The sequence below is a fragment of the Pseudomonas sp. REST10 genome (genome assembly GCF_029542605.1).
GTDB lineage: Bacteria > Pseudomonadota > Gammaproteobacteria > Pseudomonadales > Pseudomonadaceae > Aquipseudomonas > Aquipseudomonas khazarica.
The window spans coordinates 2274287-2290754 of record NZ_CP035677.1; the positions used below are offsets into that span (position 1 = coordinate 2274287).

The 16468-nt window shown below is 64.6% G+C and carries 15 protein-coding genes; 13 read left to right on the plus strand and 2 right to left on the minus strand.

Annotated features, from left to right (window positions below):
• Nucleotides 1-107: 107 nt before the first annotated feature.
• Both EWH21_RS10695 and EWH21_RS10700 read left to right on the plus strand, forming a co-directional pair.
• Nucleotides 108-1319 (plus strand): O-succinylhomoserine sulfhydrylase, encoded by a 1212-nt coding sequence (locus EWH21_RS10695; RefSeq protein WP_277700476.1) that lies wholly within the window; start codon nt 108-110, stop codon nt 1317-1319.
• A gap of 2 nt (nt 1320-1321) precedes the next feature.
• Nucleotides 1322-2098, plus strand: coding sequence for an SDR family oxidoreductase (locus tag EWH21_RS10700; protein WP_037054389.1), 777 nt, complete (start codon nt 1322-1324; stop codon nt 2096-2098).
• Nucleotides 2099-2226: 128 nt separating this feature from the next.
• Here the strand turns inward: EWH21_RS10700 and EWH21_RS10705 are convergent, their stop codons facing one another.
• Nucleotides 2227-3891, minus strand: coding sequence for an electron transfer flavoprotein-ubiquinone oxidoreductase (locus tag EWH21_RS10705; RefSeq protein ID WP_047587750.1), 1665 nt, complete (start codon nt 3889-3891; stop codon nt 2227-2229).
• Nucleotides 3892-4214: 323 nt separating this feature from the next.
• Here EWH21_RS10705 and EWH21_RS10710 point away from each other — a divergent pair, with 323 nt between their 5' ends.
• Together EWH21_RS10710 and EWH21_RS10715 are read left to right on the plus strand one after the other, a co-directional pair.
• The gene (locus EWH21_RS10710) at nt 4215-4964 is read left to right on the plus strand and encodes an electron transfer flavoprotein subunit beta/FixA family protein (protein WP_037054384.1); all 750 of its coding nucleotides are present in this window, start codon (nt 4215-4217) and stop codon (nt 4962-4964) included.
• The gene (locus EWH21_RS10715; protein WP_152488516.1) at nt 4965-5894 is read left to right on the plus strand and encodes an FAD-binding protein; all 930 of its coding nucleotides are present in this window, start codon (nt 4965-4967) and stop codon (nt 5892-5894) included.
• Nucleotides 5895-5951: 57 nt separating this feature from the next.
• Here the strand turns inward: EWH21_RS10715 and EWH21_RS10720 are convergent, their stop codons facing one another.
• Nucleotides 5952-6884 carry an alpha/beta fold hydrolase gene (locus tag EWH21_RS10720; RefSeq protein WP_277700477.1) on the minus strand — a complete coding sequence of 311 codons (933 nt, stop codon included), beginning with the start codon at nt 6882-6884 and terminating at the stop codon, nt 5952-5954.
• Nucleotides 6885-6997: 113 nt separating this feature from the next.
• On the opposite strand from EWH21_RS10720, the gene EWH21_RS10725 reads away from it, so the two are divergent.
• The 9 genes from EWH21_RS10725 to EWH21_RS10765 all read left to right on the plus strand — a co-directional run bounded on the left by EWH21_RS10725 (nt 6998) and on the right by EWH21_RS10765 (nt 16454).
• Nucleotides 6998-7831, plus strand: a complete 834-nt coding sequence (locus EWH21_RS10725) for a transporter substrate-binding domain-containing protein (protein WP_277700478.1) — start codon at nt 6998-7000, stop codon at nt 7829-7831.
• 9 nt (nt 7832-7840) lie between these two features.
• On the plus strand, nt 7841-8191 hold the full coding sequence (locus EWH21_RS10730; RefSeq protein WP_179553994.1) for a DUF4398 domain-containing protein: 351 nt from the start codon (nt 7841-7843) through the stop codon (nt 8189-8191).
• On the plus strand, nt 8191-9003 hold the full coding sequence (locus EWH21_RS10735; protein ID WP_277700479.1) for an OmpA family protein: 813 nt from the start codon (nt 8191-8193) through the stop codon (nt 9001-9003). Before EWH21_RS10730 ends, EWH21_RS10735 begins: the two co-directional genes overlap by 1 nt.
• A gap of 187 nt (nt 9004-9190) precedes the next feature.
• Entirely contained in the window at nt 9191-10636 is a 1446-nt protein-coding gene (locus tag EWH21_RS10740) for a PLP-dependent aminotransferase family protein (protein WP_047587759.1), read from the plus strand.
• 85 nt (nt 10637-10721) lie between these two features.
• Nucleotides 10722-12425, plus strand: a complete 1704-nt coding sequence (locus tag EWH21_RS10745; protein WP_277700480.1) for a VWA domain-containing protein — start codon at nt 10722-10724, stop codon at nt 12423-12425.
• Nucleotides 12422-12994 carry an RNA polymerase sigma factor gene (locus EWH21_RS10750; RefSeq protein ID WP_047587763.1) on the plus strand — a complete coding sequence of 191 codons (573 nt, stop codon included), beginning with the start codon at nt 12422-12424 and terminating at the stop codon, nt 12992-12994. Before EWH21_RS10745 ends, EWH21_RS10750 begins: the two co-directional genes overlap by 4 nt.
• The gene (locus tag EWH21_RS10755; RefSeq protein WP_277700481.1) at nt 12991-13671 is read left to right on the plus strand and encodes a hypothetical protein; all 681 of its coding nucleotides are present in this window, start codon (nt 12991-12993) and stop codon (nt 13669-13671) included. Before EWH21_RS10750 ends, EWH21_RS10755 begins: the two co-directional genes overlap by 4 nt.
• Nucleotides 13672-13762: 91 nt before the next feature.
• A complete protein-coding gene (locus EWH21_RS10760; RefSeq protein ID WP_277700482.1) occupies nt 13763-14254 on the plus strand; it encodes a hypothetical protein in 492 nt (163 codons plus the stop codon).
• 124 nt (nt 14255-14378) lie between these two features.
• Nucleotides 14379-16454: a hypothetical protein gene (locus EWH21_RS10765; protein ID WP_277700483.1), complete on the plus strand. Its 2076-nt coding sequence runs from the start codon at nt 14379-14381 to the stop codon at nt 16452-16454.
• The last annotated feature ends 14 nt before the right edge of the window (nt 16455-16468 follow it).

Sequence of the window (16468 nt, forward strand, 5' to 3'; positions counted from 1 at the left end):
CGGGGCAGGGGATGCCTGCCCTCGGTCGTAGCCCGGATGCAATCCGGGGGAATGTCACACTGAAGTTCCCGGATTGCATCCGGGCTACTTATTCGTGAGGTAGAAAGATGACACTGGAATGGGATGCTGGGCGACTCGATAGCGATCTCGACGACGCAGGCTTCGACACCCTGGCGGTGCGTGCCGGTCAGCGCCGCTCGCCAGAGGGCGAGCACGGCGAGGCGCTGTTCCTCACCTCCAGTTACGTGTTCCGCACGGCCGCCGATGCGGCTGCGCGTTTCGCCGGCGAAGTGCCGGGCAACGTGTACTCGCGCTACACCAACCCCACCGTGCGCACCTTCGAGGAGCGCATTGCCGCGCTGGAGGGCGCCGAGCAGGCGGTCGCGACGGCGTCGGGCATGTCGGCGATCCTCTCCATCGTCATGAGCCTGTGCAGTGGCGGTGACCACGTGCTGGTATCGCGCAGCGTGTTCGGCTCCACCATCAGCCTGTTCGAGAAGTACCTCAAGCGTTTCGGCGTCGAGGTGGACTATGTGCCGCTGGCCGACCTGGACGCCTGGCGGGCGGCGTTCAGGCCCACTACCAAACTGCTGTTCGTCGAGTCGCCGTCCAACCCGCTGGCCGAGCTGGTGGATATCGCGGCGCTGGCCGAAATCGCTCATGCGCAAGGTGCCCTGCTGGCGGTGGACAACTGCTTCTGCACGCCGGCCCTGCAGCAGCCGCTGAAGCTGGGCGCCGATATCGTCATGCACTCGGCGACCAAGTACATCGACGGCCAGGGCCGCGGCATGGGTGGCGTGGTGGCCGGGCGCAGCGAGCAGATGAAGGAAGTGGTGGGTTTCCTGCGCACCGCCGGCCCGACCCTGAGCCCGTTCAATGCCTGGCTGTTCATCAAGGGCCTGGAAACCCTGCGCATCCGCATGCGCGCGCAGAGCGAGAGCGCCCTGCAGCTGGCCCTGTGGCTGGAGCAGCAGCCGCAGGTCGAGCGCGTCTACTACGCCGGCCTGCCCAGCCATCCGCAGCACGAACTGGCGAAGCGGCAGCAGAGCGCCTTCGGTGCGGTGGTCAGCTTCGAGGTCAAGGGCGGTCGCGACGCGGCCTGGAAGGTGATCGACGCCACGCGGGTGGTGTCCATCACCACCAACCTGGGCGACACCAAGACCACCATCGCGCACCCGGCGACCACGTCCCATGGGCGCCTGACGCCGCAGGAGCGCGCCAATGCCGGTATCCGCGACAGCCTGATCCGCCTTGCCGTGGGCCTGGAAGAGCTGCAGGACCTGAAAGCTGATCTTGCACGCGGCCTGGCTGCACTCTGAGCATGCTGGAGTGGGGTAACGACGATACGCCCAACAACGGGCGTGTCGCGCTGGTCACTGGTGCTGCGCGTGGCATTGGCCTGGGTATCAGCGCCTGGCTGATCACCGAGGGTTGGCAGGTGGTGCTCGCCGATATCGATCGGGAGCGGGGTTCCAGGGTCGCGCGTGCGCTGGGTGACAACGCCTGGTTCGTGGCCATGGACGTGGCCAAGGAAGATCAGGTGAGCCTCGGTGTTGCCGAGGTGCTGGGGCAGTTCGGTCGCCTCGATGCCCTGGTGTGCAGTGCCGCTATCGCCGAGCCGCATACGCCGGCGCTGGAGTCGCTCGACCTGAAGCGTTGGAATCGCATGCTGGCGGTGAACCTGACCGGGCCGATGTTGCTGGCCAAGCATTGCGCGCCCTATCTGCGAGGACATCGCGGTGCCATCGTCAACATTGCCTCGACCCGGGCCAGCCAGTCCGAAGCCGATTGCGAGGCCTATGCGGCGAGCAAGGGTGGTCTGCTGGCGCTGACTCATGCGCTGGCCATCAGCCTCGGCCCGGACGTCCGGGTCAATTGCGTCAGCCCTGGCTGGATCGATGCGCGTGATCCGTCACAGCAGCGCCTGGAACCGCTGTCGGTGTTCGATCATGCCCAGCATCCGGTCGGGCGGGTCGGGACGGTCGAGGATGTTGCGGCGCAGGTCGCCTGGCTGCTCTCGGATGCGGCGGGCTTCATCACCGGCCAGGAGTTCGTCATCGATGGCGGCATGAGCCGCAAGATGATCTACCAGGACTGAGCGGGTCTGTGGAAGGCGCTTTGGTGGCCGAGCTCGCAACGTCGCCTTCGCGGCTAAACCCCCCCTCCCGCGTCAGCATGGCGCAATGAAAAAGGCTCCCGAGGGAGCCTTTTTCATGCCGAGGCGAATTACATGTTGGGGTAATTCGGGCCGCCAGTGCCTTCCGGCGCCACCCAGGTGATGTTCTGGGCCGGGTCCTTGATGTCGCAGGTCTTGCAGTGCACGCAGTTCTGCGCGTTGATCTGGAACTTCTTCTCGCCGTCTTCCTGAGTCACCACCTCGTATACGCCAGCCGGGCAGTAACGCTGCGCCGGTTCGTCGTACAGCGGCAGGTTCTTCGCCAGCGGGATGCTCGCGTCGGCCAGCTTGAGGTGGCAGGGCTGTTCTTCTTCATGGTTGGTGTTGGAGAGGAACACCGAGCTCAGCTTGTCGAAGCTCAGCTTGCCGTCCGGTTTCGGGTAGGCGATCTTCGCGCATTCGGCGGCCGGCTTCAGGCAGGCGTAGTCCGGCTTGTTGTCGTGCAGCGTGAAGGGCGCGTTGCCGCCGAAGATGTTCTGGTCCAGCCAGTTGATACCGCCGCCGATGATGGCGCCGTACTTGTGGATGGCGGCACCGAAGTTGCGGCTGCGGAACAGCTCGTCGTACAGCCAGCTGGCCTTGAAACCGTCGACATAGTTGGTCAGCTCGTCGCCACCCTCGCGGCCGGCGGCCAGTGCTTCGGCGATCGCGTCGGCGGCGAGCATGCCTGACTTCATCGCCGTGTGGCTGCCCTTGATCTTGGCGAAGTTCAGGGTGCCGAGGTCGCAGCCGATCAGCGCGCCGCCGGGGAAGACCATCTTCGGCAGCGAGTTGATGCCGCCCTTGCAGATGGCGCGGGCGCCGTAGGCGACGCGCTTGCCGCCTTCCAGGTACTTGGCGATCACCGGATGGTGCTTGTAGCGCTGGAACTCGTCGAACGGGGACAGGTGCGGGTTGGCGTAGGACAGGTCGATGATCAGGCCGACCACCACCTGGTTGTTTTCCAGGTGATAGAGGAAGGAGCCGCCGGTGTTCTCGGTGCCCATGATGTCCATCGGCCAGCCTGCGGTATGCACCACCAGGCCTTGCTCGTGCTTGGCCGGATCGATGTCCCAGATTTCCTTGATGCCGATGCCGTAGTGCTGAGCGTCGGCTTCGCTGTCCAGGTTGTACTTCTTGATCAGCTGCTTGCCGATGTGGCCACGGCAGCCTTCGGCGAACAGGGTGTACTTGGCGCGCAGCTCCATGCCGGGGGTGTAGTAGCCTTCCTTGGGATTGCCTTCGCGGTCCACGCCCAGATCGCCGGTGACGATGCCGCGTACCACGCCGTTCTCGTCGATCAGCGCTTCCTGGGCGGCGAAGCCGGGATAGATCTCGACGCCGAGGTTCTCAGCCTGTTGCGCCAGCCAGCGGCACAGGTTGCCCAGGGAAATGATGTAGTTGCCTTCGTTGTGCATGGTTTTTGGCACAAAGAAGTCAGGAATTCGGGTAGCCTTGTCGGCATCGCGCAGCAGATAGATGTCATCGCGCTTGACCGGGGTGTTCAGCGGGGCGCCCAGCTCTTTCCAGTCAGGGAACAGCTCGTTCAGGGCGCGTGGCTCGAATACGGCACCGGAGAGGATGTGCGCACCGACTTCGGAGCCTTTCTCGACCACGCAGACGCTGATCTCCTGGCCCGCTTCAGCGGCTTTCTGCTTCAGTCGGCAGGCGGCTGACAGGCCGGACGGGCCGGCGCCGACGATGACGACGTCGAATTCCATAAATTCGCGTTCCACAGGCTATCTCCTACTCAAGGCTCTTCGATGTTTTATGTTGGAGGGCGCAGCTCGATCCCTGAGTGCGGCGCGGCCATTATATCTACACCCTTCCAGTGGGCCAATACAAACGTTTGTTTGAATTTTCTGTAGGCCTGTTAGAATCCTACTACATCGCGGATGACCGGCCGGTTCGCTGTATTGACCGAGCCAGGCCGCGGGGTCAAGATACGGGCGGTTTTGCGCTCGCCGTCTGGGCTAAAAGGTTGGCTCCTGCCAATTTGTATCGCTGACCAGGCTCGCCTTGGCGAGATTCTTATTCACCGGAGAGTAACGAGGAATCCATGAAGGTTCTTGTAGCTGTCAAACGAGTGGTTGACTACAACGTCAAGGTTCGCGTCAAGGCGGACAACAGCGGCGTCGACCTCGCCAACGTCAAGATGTCCATGAACCCCTTCTGCGAGATCGCCGTGGAAGAAGCCGTCCGCCTGAAGGAGAAGGGCGTGGCGAGCGAAATCGTCGTCGTCACCATCGGCCCGGCCACTGCCCAGGAGCAACTGCGTACCGCGCTGGCTCTCGGCGCCGATCGTGCCGTCCTGGTCGAGTCCAATGACGAGCTGAACTCCCTGGCCGTGGCCAAGCTGCTCAAGGCCGTGGTCGACAAGGAGCAGCCGCAGCTGGTGATCATGGGCAAGCAGGCCATCGACAGCGACAACAACCAGACCGGCCAGATGCTCGGTGCGCTGACTGGCTTCGGCCAGGGCACCTTCGCCTCCAAGGTCGAAGTGGCTGGCGACAAGGTCAACGTGACCCGTGAGATCGATGGCGGTCTGCAGACCGTTGCGCTGAACCTGCCGGCGATCGTCACCACCGACCTGCGTCTGAACGAGCCGCGTTATGCGTCGCTGCCGAACATCATGAAGGCCAAGAAGAAGCCGCTGGAGACCCTGACTCCGGACGCGCTGGGCGTTTCCACTGCCTCCACCGTCAAGACCCTGAAAGTCGAAGCACCGGCTGCTCGCAGCGCTGGCATCAAGGTCAAGTCCGTTGCTGAACTGGTCGAGAAACTGAAGAACGAGGCGAAGGTAATCTAAATGACTATCCTGGTTATCGCTGAACACACCAATGCCGCCCTGGCTGCCGCTACCCTGAACACCGTCGCTGCAGCGCAGAAGATCGGTGGCGACATTCACGTGCTGGTAGCCGGTGCCAATGCTGGCGCCGCTGCCGAAGCCGCTGCCAAAGTCGCTGGCGTGTCCAAGGTTCTGCTGGCCGACAACGCCGCCTATGCCAACCAGTTGCCGGAAAACGTCGCGCCGCTGGTTGCCGAGCTGGGCAAGGGCTACAGCCACATCCTGGCTGCCGCTACCAGCAACGGCAAGAACATCCTGCCGCGCGTCGCCGCTGCGCTGGATGTCGACCAGATCTCCGAGATCATCGCGGTCGAGAGCGCCGACACCTTCAAGCGTCCGATCTACGCCGGCAACGCCATCGCTACTGTGCAGTCCTCGGCTGCCATCAAGGTGATCACCGTGCGCTCCACCGGTTTCGACGCCGTTGCCGCCGAAGGTGGTTCCGCTGCCGTTGAAGCGGTATCCGGCCCGGCCGATGCCGGCAAGTCCGCCTTCGTCGGCGAAGAGCTGGCCAAGTCCGACCGTCCGGAACTGACCGCTGCCAAGATCGTCGTATCCGGCGGCCGCGGCATGGGCAATGGCGACAACTTCAAGCACCTGTACGCCCTGGCCGACAAGCTGGGCGCTGCCGTCGGTGCTTCGCGCGCCGCTGTCGACGCCGGCTTCGTACCGAACGACATGCAGGTCGGTCAGACCGGCAAGATCGTCGCGCCGCAGCTGTACATCGCCGTCGGTATCTCCGGCGCGATCCAGCACCTGGCCGGCATGAAGGACTCCAAGGTGATCGTGGCGATCAACAAGGACGAAGAAGCGCCGATCTTCCAGGTGGCTGACTACGGCCTGGTCGCTGACCTGTTCGAAGCCGTACCGGAGCTGGAAAAGCTGGTCTGACCTGCTTTCCCGCTACGAAAAACCCGCTCTGATGAGCGGGTTTTTTATTGCCTGGATTCAAGGCTGCTGCAGGCTGTCGAGGAAGCGCCGGTAGAGCAGGGCGCTTTCCTCGGGGCGTTCGAGCATCGGGGCGTGGCCGACGTTGTCCATGATCGCCACGCTGGACCTGCGCAGCAGGGGTTGCATGACGTCGATGCTCGACACGTCCAGCACGCGATCCTGCTTGCCCCAGAGGAGCAGGGTCGGGGCCTCGATCTTGGGCAGTTCCGGCTCGAGGGGAATGTAGCGTTCGACCAGTTGCTGGAACACCTGGTCGTAGTGGCCCGCGTTGGCCATGCTCTGTTCGGCCATGTACTGCTTGAGCGACTCCGGCAGGTAAGGGGGCTCGACGAAGACGAATTGCAGCAGGCGCTGGAAGTCCTCCTGGCTGCGCACCACCAGCGGGTTGTCGGCGCCGCGCTCCAGCAACTGAAACAGTTCGCTCTTGTGGGGCGCTTCGACCCCGGCGTTGTCGAACAGCGCCAGCGAGCTGACACGCTGCGGATAGCGTGCGGCGTAGAGAGCGGCAATGTGCCCGCCCATGGAGTTGCCCAGGACATGGGCGCGCTCGATTCCCAGCGCGTCGAGAATGCCGGCCAGGCGCTCGGCCTGGGTGCCGACGTCGTAGCTGCCGGCGGGATGATCGCTGTCGCCGAAGCCTGGCAGGTCCAGCGCGATCACCTGATAGTCGTGGGTCAGGTCGCGGGAGAAGCGCAGCCAGTTGTCCTTGTCTGCGGCGAAGCCATGGATCAAAACCAGGGTTTCGGCCGTGTCCGGTCCTCCCCGGTAGTAATGGATGTTAAGATCGCCGACACGCAGTCGTTCATGGCTGAGCCCGGCGCGATACTGCTCGATCAGGCGCAACCCCGCCAACTGGGTCGAGGGGAAGGCGTAGAGGATGGCAGCGCTGGCTGACAGCAGCACCAGTAGCAAGAGCAGCAGTTTTTTCATGGCGCGTCCTTATCGCGAATTATTATGGCGGCGCCATTAAGCTAGCATGAACACTGAAGGTTTCCGGGATGCTTCGTCATCCTGCCGATCAACGCATGAACCGAGAGTAGCCGATGCCTAAGCGTTGTCCGTTTAAGTCGCTGTTGCTGTGGTGCGCCTTGGTCCTGATGCCGCTTACCGGCCTGGCTGCGGGCAAGTGCGAGCGCCTGGTGGCGACCGGTAACCCGGAATACCCCCCTTACCTGTGGCGCGACCCGCAGAACCCGCAGCAGTTGATCGGGGCCAATGCCGACCTGCTCAAGCACCTGGCCAAGGAGCTGGGCGTGGTGGTCGACGTGATCTACACCGGCCCCTGGTCGCGGGCGCAGGACGAGGTGCGCACCGGGCGTGTCGACCTGCTCGCCGGCGCATTCATCACGCTGCCGCGTCTGGAGAACATGGATTACGTGCATCCGGCGTTCTTCTTCACGCCCAGCGTGGTCTGGGTGCGCAAGGACGAAGGGTTCGCCTATGGCAGCTGGATCGACCTGGAGGGGCATACCGGCGATACCCTGGTGGGCAACAGCTTCGGCCAGCAGTTCGATAGCTTCGCCAAGGAAAACCTGACCCTGGAAGGTGTTTCCAGCCTGACCCAGGCGTTTCAGAAGCTGCTGCTCGGGCGCACCGATTATGTGCTCTACGAGCGTTATCCCGGGCTGGCGCTGGCCGAGACCCTGGGCGTGGACGATGACCTCGAGGTGCTGGACCCACCGATCTCCAGTGAGGGCCTGTACCTCACCCTGTCGCACAACTCGGCCTGCAACGAGCCGTGGTTGCGCGGACAGCTGGCGCGGAAGATGACAGAATTGGTCGCCGCCGGGCTGCCCGAGCAGTTCCTGCAACACAACATGGAGTTGTGGAAGGCGCAGCAGATGCAGCCCGACCCGGTTGGCGACGTTACTCAGTAGGAAACTTGCGTGATCAAACGAACCTTTCCCTTGCTCATGGTGCTGGGCCTGACCGCCTGCGCCAGCGATCCTGCTCCCACCGAGCAACTGCGCCTGACCGAACAGGCGTTGACCCAGGCCCGGACATTGGGCGTGGACGGTGAGCAATCGGCCTCCTTGCGCCTGGCCGAAGAAAAGTTCGCCCAGGCCCAGGCCGCGCTGCAGGACGGCGAGAACAAGGCCGCGCGTCTGCTGGCCGAGCAGGCCGAGCTGGATGCACGCCTGGCCGAAGCCGAACATATCAATGCCAAGGGGCATGAGCAGTTGCTGGAAATCAATCAGCGTATCAATCGACTGCGCCAGCAGCTGGGGGCCATGTGATGAGGGCTTTCGGCAATCTGGGTGGTCTGTTGCTGGGGGCTGCGCTGCTGAGTGGCTGTGCGTTGAACCAGACGGCGAACGAAGAGACGCTGGAGCAGGCGCGCCTGAGCTTCCAGTCCGTCAAGGAAGACCCCGGTGTCCTGCGGGCAGCACCCAAGGACGTGATCCGCGCCGGTGAGTCGCTGGCACGTGCCGAGCGTCTGTCGAGTTACTGGGGCAGCGCCGCGGACGTGCGTCACTACGCCTACCTCAGCCAGCGCTATGCCGAGATCGCCCGGCAGCACAGCGACATCAACCTCAATCAGGAGCGCGCGGCCAAGCTCGAGCTGGAGCGTCAGCGCCTGCAGCTGACCCTGCGTGAAGCCAAGCTGCTGAGTGTGCAGCAGCACAATGGCTGGCTGGAGGAGCAGATGGTCAGTCTGGCCACCAGCGAGACCGAGCGTGGTCTGGTGATGACGCTCGGCGACATGCTGTTCGATGCCGGCCGTGCGGATCTGCAGCCTGCGGCCAACCGCACGGTGCTCAAGCTCGTGCAGTTCCTGCAGATCAACCCGCAGCGGCGTGTACGCATCGAAGGCTATACCGACAACACCGGCGATGCGGCGGAGAACCTGGCGCTGTCCCGCGCACGTGCGCAGGCGGTGGCCGATCTGCTCGTCGACCTCGGTATCGACGCCAAGCGCATCCAGGTCGCGGGCTATGGTGTCGACTTCCCTGTGGCCGAGAATGCCTCGGCTCGCGGGCGGGCGCAGAATCGCCGGGTGGAGATCGTCTTCTCCGACGAGCGCGGCAGGCTCGGCGCCGAGCGCTGACCCAGGCGTTACCCAGAACCCCGGCACTGGCCGGGGTTTTTTGTTGCCTGTCATCCGGAGCTCTGGCGCTGCTGGCGAGACACAGATACCCAGTGGGTGCTGTATGAAGGAAACTGTTCTAATCTGTGCCGGTACAATTGTGTAGCAATCGGTTACTGTTACGGTTCAGTGACCCGGAGGATGATCCATGACCAATCTGTTGCTCTATCAGCGCATCGCCCAGCAGTTGGCCGAGGACATCCGTCGTGGCGTCTATCAGCCGGGGGAGCGGGTGCCTTCCGTGCGCAAGATGAGCGCACAGCTCAATGTCAGCCACGCCACTGTGCTGCAGGCCTATGCCAACCTCGAGGACCAGGGGTTGATCCGGGCGCGCCCCCAGTCAGGCTTCTACGTGCACCAGACGCCCGCGCTGACGGCGCCGACGCCGGATATCGCCAAGGTGGAGCGGCCTGGGCTGGTCACCCGTGCCAGCATCATCAACCAGGTGCTGACCGAGTCGCGGCGCGAGGGGGTGTTCCCGCTCGGCGCAGCGGTGCCGCACGTCGATTACCTGCCGGTTCGGGCGCTGCACCAGCAACTGGCCAAGGTCACCCGCTTTCACAGTCCACGCGCGTTCAGCTACATGTTCAGCCCCGGCTTCGAGCCGCTGCGCCGCCAGGTGGCGATCCGCATGCGCGATGCGGGTGTGGTGGTCGATCCGTCGGAGGTGGTGATCACCCATGGTTGCGTCGACGCCCTGCAGATGAGCCTGCGCGTGCTGACCAAGCCGGGCGACCTGATCGCCGTCGAGTCGCCGACCTACTATGGCTTGCTGCAGCTGGCCGACCTGCTCGGGCTCAAGGTCATCGAGATTCCCTGTGACCCGACGACCGGCATCAGCCTCGAGGCCTTGCAGCTGGCGGCCAACCAGTGGCCGATCAAGGCGCTGGTGCTGACCGCACGGCTGTCCAATCCGCTGGGGGGCACCATCCCCGAGGAACGCCAGCGCCAGCTGTTGCGCCTGGCCGGGGACTACGATTTCCAGATCGTCGAGGACGACATCTACGGCGAGCTGATGTTCGAGCAGGGGCCGACCAAGGCGCTCAAGTCGCACGACCGCGAGAGCCGGGTGATCTACTGCTCGAGCTTCTCCAAGACGCTGTCGCCCGGGGTACGCATCGGCTGGATCGTCGCCGGCAAGTATCAGGACGAGATTCAGCGCCTGCAGACCTTTACCACGCACTCGGCCTGCAGCGTCACGCAGATGGCGGTGGCGGCTTATCTGGAGAACGGGGGATATGACCGCCACCTGCGGCATATCCGCCAGGAGTATCGCAAGAACCTCAGCGCCTTCCAGCTGGCGGTGCAGCAGTATTTCCCGGCAGGGACGCAGATGACCCGGCCCAAGGGCGGCTTCATTCTCTGGGTCAGCCTGCCGGCGCGGGTCAACACCAAGGACTTGCATGTGCGGGCGCTGCAGCAGGGCATCTCGATCGCGCCGGGGCTGATCTTCAGCAACACCGAGCAGTTCAACCATTGCGTGCGCCTCAACTGCGGCATCCCGTGGAATCGCGAGGCGGAGCGGGCGTTGATGACGCTGGGCATGCTGGCCACGCAGTTGTGCCAGGAAGCCGGCAGCGCCTGGGAACTGTGAAAATATCGGCGGGCGTTAACCCGTCCCGGGAGGGGGCTGCGTCTACCTGAGCGAAGGTCTCGTGCCATTGCCCAGGAGGTGCCACATGTCCCCCCATCGTTCGTCGTTCGTTCGCCCGCTTGCCGTCGGGTTCTCGGCTGGTGCCTTGCTGGCATTGGCAGCGTGCAGTGCTTCCGGGCCGGAGCCCGAGGCGCAGGCCAGCAAAGCCGAAGCCGCACCGGTCCTGCGTGAGCGCGCGGCCAAGCCGGCAGCCGCGCTGGAGATGCTCGCCGAGCCGAGCCAGAAGCGCATGGCGCAGCTCGCCCATGCGCCTGCACCTCTTGCCGATGTCCTGCCGCCAGGCTATCGCGACGAGTCGCGCGAGCAGTACCAGGCCTACGCCGACAACCCGGTCTTCGCCGTCAGCGAGACGCCGGTGTCCACCTTCAGCATCGATGTCGACACCGGCAGCTATGCCAACGTGCGACGCTTCCTCAACGGCGGGCAGTTGCCGCCGCAGGATGCGGTGCGCCTGGAGGAACTGGTCAACTATTTCCCCTATGCCTACCCGTTGCCCCAGGGCGATGCGTCGTTCGGCATCAGCACCGAGCTGGCGGTGACACCCTGGAACCCGGAGACCCGCCTGCTGCGTATTGCCATCAAGGCGTCTGATCGCCGCGTCGAGGAGATGCCGCCGGCCAACCTGGTGTTCCTCGTCGATGTCTCCGGCTCGATGCACCGCCGGGAGGGCCTGCCGATGGTGCAGGGCACCCTGAAGTTGCTGGTCGACCAGTTGCGCCCGCAAGACCGCGTGTCGCTGGTGACCTATGCCGGTGCCAGCCAGGTGGTGCTGGACTCCACGCCGGGCAGCGACAAGGCGGCCATTCGTGGCGCCATCGAGCAGCTGACGGCCGGCGGCTCGACGGCGGGGGAGTCGGGTATCCAACTGGCCTACCAGCAGGCGCAGAAACACCTGATGAAGGATGGCATCAACCGTATCCTGCTGGCCACCGATGGTGACTTCAACGTCGGCATCAGTGATTTCGACAGCCTCAAGCAACTGGCTGCGGACAAGCGCAAGACCGGGGTATCCCTGACGACCCTGGGCTTTGGCGTGGACAACTACAACGAGCACCTGATGGAGCAACTGGCGGATGCCGGCAACGGCAACTACGCCTATATCGACAACCTGCGTGAAGCACGCAAGGTGCTGGTCGACCAGCTGGGTTCCACCCTGGTGACGGTGGCAGGCGACGTGAAGCTGCAGCTGGAGTTCAACCCGGCGCAGGTCAGCGAGTATCGCCTGCTGGGTTACGAGAACCGTGCGCTCAAGCGCGAGGACTTCAGCAACGACAAGGTCGACGCGGGCGAGATCGGCGCCGGGAACAGCGTCACCGCGCTGTACGAGATCGTTCCGACCGGCGCCAAGGGCTGGTTGGAGCCGTTGCGCTACCAGCCGCGCACGCAGCCGGAGAGCGGCGCGGGTGAGCTGGCCTGGTTGCGCATCCGCTACAAGGCTCCTGGCACGTCGACGAGCCGCTTGCTGGAGCGTCCCATCCTGCGCGCGCAGGCGCAGCCGATCGCCACTGCCAGCGAAGACCTGCGCTTTGCTGCGGCGGTGGCGGCGTTCGCCCAGCAGCTCAAGGGTGGTCGCTACACCGGGGACTTCGACCTGGCGCGCAGTATCGAGCTGGCCCGCTCGGCCAAGGGCGAGGATCGCTTTGGTCTGCGTGGCGAGTTCATTCAGCTGGCCGAAATCGCCCAGAGCCTGCAAACTTCCGGCTCGACCCAGACACGAGCCCTGCAGTGAACGCACCTCTCACGGATGACGACGCCGCCTTGTTGCGGCGTTACCGCCGCGGCGATGCCGCGGCTTTCAACGCGTTGTACCAGCGCCATCGGCTAGGCCTGTTTCGCTTCCTGCTCGGACTGTGCGGCGATCATGCTCTGGCCGAGGAAGTGTTCCAGGAAACCTGGATGAGCCTGGTGCGCAGCCAGAGCGAGCAGCGCGAGGCCGTGCTGTTCAAGACCTGGCTGTATCAGATCGCGCGTAATCGCCTGATCGACCACTGGCGCAAGAGCGGGCGGCAGCAGACCGGGCACGAGCCCTACGATGAGGGCCAGCATGCCCAGGTCGACCCGCAGCCGGGGCCGGAGCAGCACTGGGGGCTGACGCGTGACAGCGAGCGGCTGCAGGCGGCGCTGGCCGACTTGCCGGAGGAGCAGCGCGAAGTGTTCCTGCTGCGCGCCCATGGCGACCTGGAACTGAACGAGATTGCCGAGTTGACCCGCACGCCGGCCGAGACGGTCAAGAGCCGTCTGCGCTACGCCCTGCAGAAGTTGCGCCGGCTGCTGGCCACCGAGGAGTTGTCCGCATGACAGATGAACGAGAACCTCTGGAGCACGAACAGGCGCTGCTGGCGCACTTCCGTGCCCACGGCAGTGGCGAGCCCACGGCCGAGCTGGATGCACGCATCCTGATGGCGGCCAGCGCGGCCGCGCGCGACGCCAAGGGCGCGGCTGCGGCCGAGGCCGGATGGGGGCAGCGCCTGCACCAGTGGCTGTTCGGCAGCGGTCGGCAGCGCTGGTCGGTGGCGCTGGCCGGTGTGGCCTGCCTGGGTATCGGCGTCAGCCTGACCTGGCGCACGCTGGAGCAGACGCCGGAGGCCTTCGACAGCGTGCCGCCGAGCGTGGTGATGAGCCCGGCGCCGCCGGCGCAGATGGCCGCCAAGCGTGCGGCGGAGAACGAGTCGGTGGCGCGTATGGCCGAGCCGCGAGAGCGCATGAAGAGCGAGGCCATGGCACGCCAGGCCGCCCCGGTCGCCCCGGCGGCGTTGGCCGATGCCCCCATGGCCAGCACCGCTGCAAGCGAACCGCTGGCCGAGCTGGTCGTTCAGAGCGAGCCGCGCGAGGCCTTGCTGCGCCTGCTCGAGCTGCGTCGAGCGGGGGAGAAGGACAGGGCCCAGCAGCTGTACGAACAGTTGCAGGCCGACTACCCGCAGCTGGATATCGAGGCCGAACTGACGCATCTGGCCACGCAACCGCCGCAAGACTGATGTCAGGTAAAGGTCATGTAAGTCGGCTTGCCAGCCATGCCCGGTCGGAGGAGCATGGTTGTCTCATTCACCGAGTTGCCGTTGTCCCATGATGCGTAAGTCCATTCTGTTGCTGTTGTGCCTGGGTTTGCTGAGCGCCTGCGAGCGTGCGGCAGACCCCGTCGCGCAACGGCCGGAATCCGTTCCGCTGGTGGCAGAGTCTGCCGTCGAGGCGCCGGCAGTCGAGGTGGCCAGCACAGCGCCTGTCGACGCGCAGCCAGCGGCCGAGGCGGTCGAGGCCACGCCCGCCCGTGCCGAGCCGCAGCCTGCCGCGAAACCCAAGGCCGAGGTCGGCAAGGCGCCCCGAGCCACCTCCGAATCGACGCCGGCACTGGACCTGAGCGTGCCGCAGGAACTGTTCGCGCAGGCCCTGGAAGGCGAAACCCGCGAGGATCTTGCACCGCTGCTGCCGCCATTGTTCGGCGAAAAGCCCGAGCTGCAGAGCCCATTCCAGATCAGCGGCCGACTGATCAGCAATGAGCGCGAGGACGATTACTGGGATTCGATCGAAGGCGCCGAGGTGCAGTTCGAGTTCAAGCGGTAGGCGGCTGGTAATCGCCGCTTATCTCGCTCGCTACGATCAGGATGGATTGCGGGCTGGCTCAAGTCCGTACGGGCAGCATGCTGTTACCATCGCCGGCCTCTGAATCACTGGCAAGGAGTGCCGAATGTCCGTCATGGCCGATGAGTTCGATTGCCCCTCTCAGGACAGAGTGGTGCTCGCCTTGCTGGCGTTCATCACGCCCATTCTCGCGGGTGTTTTCCTGCCTTGGTGGAGCGTGCTATGGCTTATCGTGTCACTGCTCTTTGCCATGGCAATCATCGCCCTCGCGGGATATCCGAGGATCGCCAGGCATCTGCCCGAGCCCCTGCTCCTGCTGTTGATCGCTTTCGGCTTTCAGCTCTGGGGGGAGGTTTCCGGCTGGTTGGGGTTCTTTGTCGGGTTATTCATCCTGCTCTTTGGCTGCGTACATCTGCTGCTGTGGGTGAATTTTCTGGATCTCGGAAACCCCAGGGTCCAGCACAACCTCGATCTGCGCTTTCAGGGCACGCGGCCAGCATTGGCGGTTGCTCCCCGGACAAGCTACTGCCCGCAGCACAGCACTGCCTGGCTGGCGACGTCAGCTGATGGTTTCGCCTGGGCCGTAGATGCTCGGGTGGCCAAGGAACTGCGGACGAGCACCGATCGGTGGTCCCCTCGCGTGATTGCCCAAGACGTCGTTGACGATTCGTTGGTGCCGCGCGCTTCGTCTTCCATCGTCAACCCTGCGGTGCAGGAGGCGCACTGTCGGGGAGAAATCGATGCCAGCGGCCATCTGATCTTCACGTCGCCGCAAGGTGGCCACATGCTGCGTGGCGAGCCGGTCGGCGTGGAGCCCGGCTATAGCCTGTGGTTGGATGATCAACCCAGCGGGTTGTTGCTTGAGCAGGGGGCGTCGGTACTGTGGCGCGATGACGGCGAGGCCCTGGTCTGTCGGGCGCGCGCCGAAAGCCAGCCGGTTGAAGAAATCGCCACATGGCTATGGCAAGCGAGCGCCTGGCGCCCTCTGGATGTGCCTTGGCAGTCGCTCGACGATGAACCGCAGATCGAGTGGCGTGCGCCCAGCCGACTGGAGGGCGCGCGTCTCGTTTACGATGCCTGGCTGCGGCCGAGCACTGACCGGCCATCGACCGCTGCCTGCCCGTTGAAGCTGTGCATCGAGCTGGATGGAGACCAGACGGAGCGCGTTTCGTTGTTGTTACCGGCAATGCAGGGTGGCGTACAGCCCTGCCTGAAGCTGCTGCGCAAGAGCCGCGATGGCCGCCGCCATGCCTTCAACTGCATGATCGGAGACTGGCAGTTACCGGGGCTTTGGTGTCTCGACCAGCTCACGTCCGACTGCGGGCGATACCTGGCATTGACCGCTTTCGCCGAGGCGCCTGCCGTCGTGCACCGACTGGCCGTGGCGGATGTTCTGGCCCGACGCCTGATCTTCCTCGAGCAAGCGTTCTTGATCGCCGGGTTGGATACGTTCCAGGAGGGTGTCATCACTCTGCAGCAGATCACCGGACGGCAAGCCGCAGTCGGCGCTGGCGGCCTGCCGCGTCTGGAGGCGCAGGCACCTGCGGCGGATCAGGCTGATGCCTTTGTCGCCCAGGGGCGCTTGCAGTATCGGTCCGTACGGGTGGCGGTAGATCCTTGGTCGTTGCGTCCGATACCCAACTGGCGTGTGCAGTCGGGACCGGTGCCCGCCAGTGCCCTGGGGGATTACGTGCTCCCTGCGCCAGATGGGCGGGACGCCGCTTGGCTGTTCGGGCTGGACGGCGCCGAGGTGGAAGTCGATGCACAGGCTCCAGGGGGCGCTTGTGTGTTGACCGCTTCCGGTTGTGCCCTAGCTGACCTGGCACCGTCGCTGATCTGGTCGACGGATGGTCGCTACCTGGCGCTAACCCGTCGTGTTGCTGGCGAGGATGGTGTGGCTTGGTATCTGCTGGTGTTGGACACCCATGAACACACGTTGCGTCATTCCGATCAGCCGCTGGAACAGTCGCCATGTCTGCAGGCGTTCGATGAGACAGGACTGCATGTTGCTAGCGCCGCTCAGGTTGCAGAACTGATCACGATGCAGGCGCTACTGGCGCTACCCCGACAGATGCTGATTCGCAGTGGCGATATCTGGTTGCCAGCCGAACAATTGAGCGATGCCGTGCATTGGCTGCGATTGGATCGGGAACACTTGCAGAGCTGGCAGTCACTCACCTGAGCCCTCGCGCCCAG

Coding starts and splice junctions, on each gene's coding strand:
- EWH21_RS10695 (WP_277700476.1), top strand. CDS start 108: ATGACACTGGAATGGGATGCTGGGCGACTCGATAGCGATCTCGACGAC.
- EWH21_RS10700 (WP_037054389.1), top strand. CDS start 1,322: ATGCTGGAGTGGGGTAACGACGATACGCCCAACAACGGGCGTGTCGCG.
- EWH21_RS10710 (WP_037054384.1), top strand. CDS start 4,215: ATGAAGGTTCTTGTAGCTGTCAAACGAGTGGTTGACTACAACGTCAAG.
- EWH21_RS10715 (WP_152488516.1), top strand. CDS start 4,965: ATGACTATCCTGGTTATCGCTGAACACACCAATGCCGCCCTGGCTGCC.
- EWH21_RS10720 (WP_277700477.1), bottom strand. CDS start 6,884: ATGAAAAAACTGCTGCTCTTGCTACTGGTGCTGCTGTCAGCCAGCGCT.
- EWH21_RS10725 (WP_277700478.1), top strand. CDS start 6,998: ATGCCTAAGCGTTGTCCGTTTAAGTCGCTGTTGCTGTGGTGCGCCTTG.
- EWH21_RS10735 (WP_277700479.1), top strand. CDS start 8,191: ATGAGGGCTTTCGGCAATCTGGGTGGTCTGTTGCTGGGGGCTGCGCTG.
- EWH21_RS10740 (WP_047587759.1), top strand. CDS start 9,191: ATGACCAATCTGTTGCTCTATCAGCGCATCGCCCAGCAGTTGGCCGAG.
- EWH21_RS10745 (WP_277700480.1), top strand. CDS start 10,722: ATGTCCCCCCATCGTTCGTCGTTCGTTCGCCCGCTTGCCGTCGGGTTC.
- EWH21_RS10755 (WP_277700481.1), top strand. CDS start 12,991: ATGACAGATGAACGAGAACCTCTGGAGCACGAACAGGCGCTGCTGGCG.
- EWH21_RS10760 (WP_277700482.1), top strand. CDS start 13,763: ATGCGTAAGTCCATTCTGTTGCTGTTGTGCCTGGGTTTGCTGAGCGCC.
- EWH21_RS10765 (WP_277700483.1), top strand. CDS start 14,379: ATGTCCGTCATGGCCGATGAGTTCGATTGCCCCTCTCAGGACAGAGTG.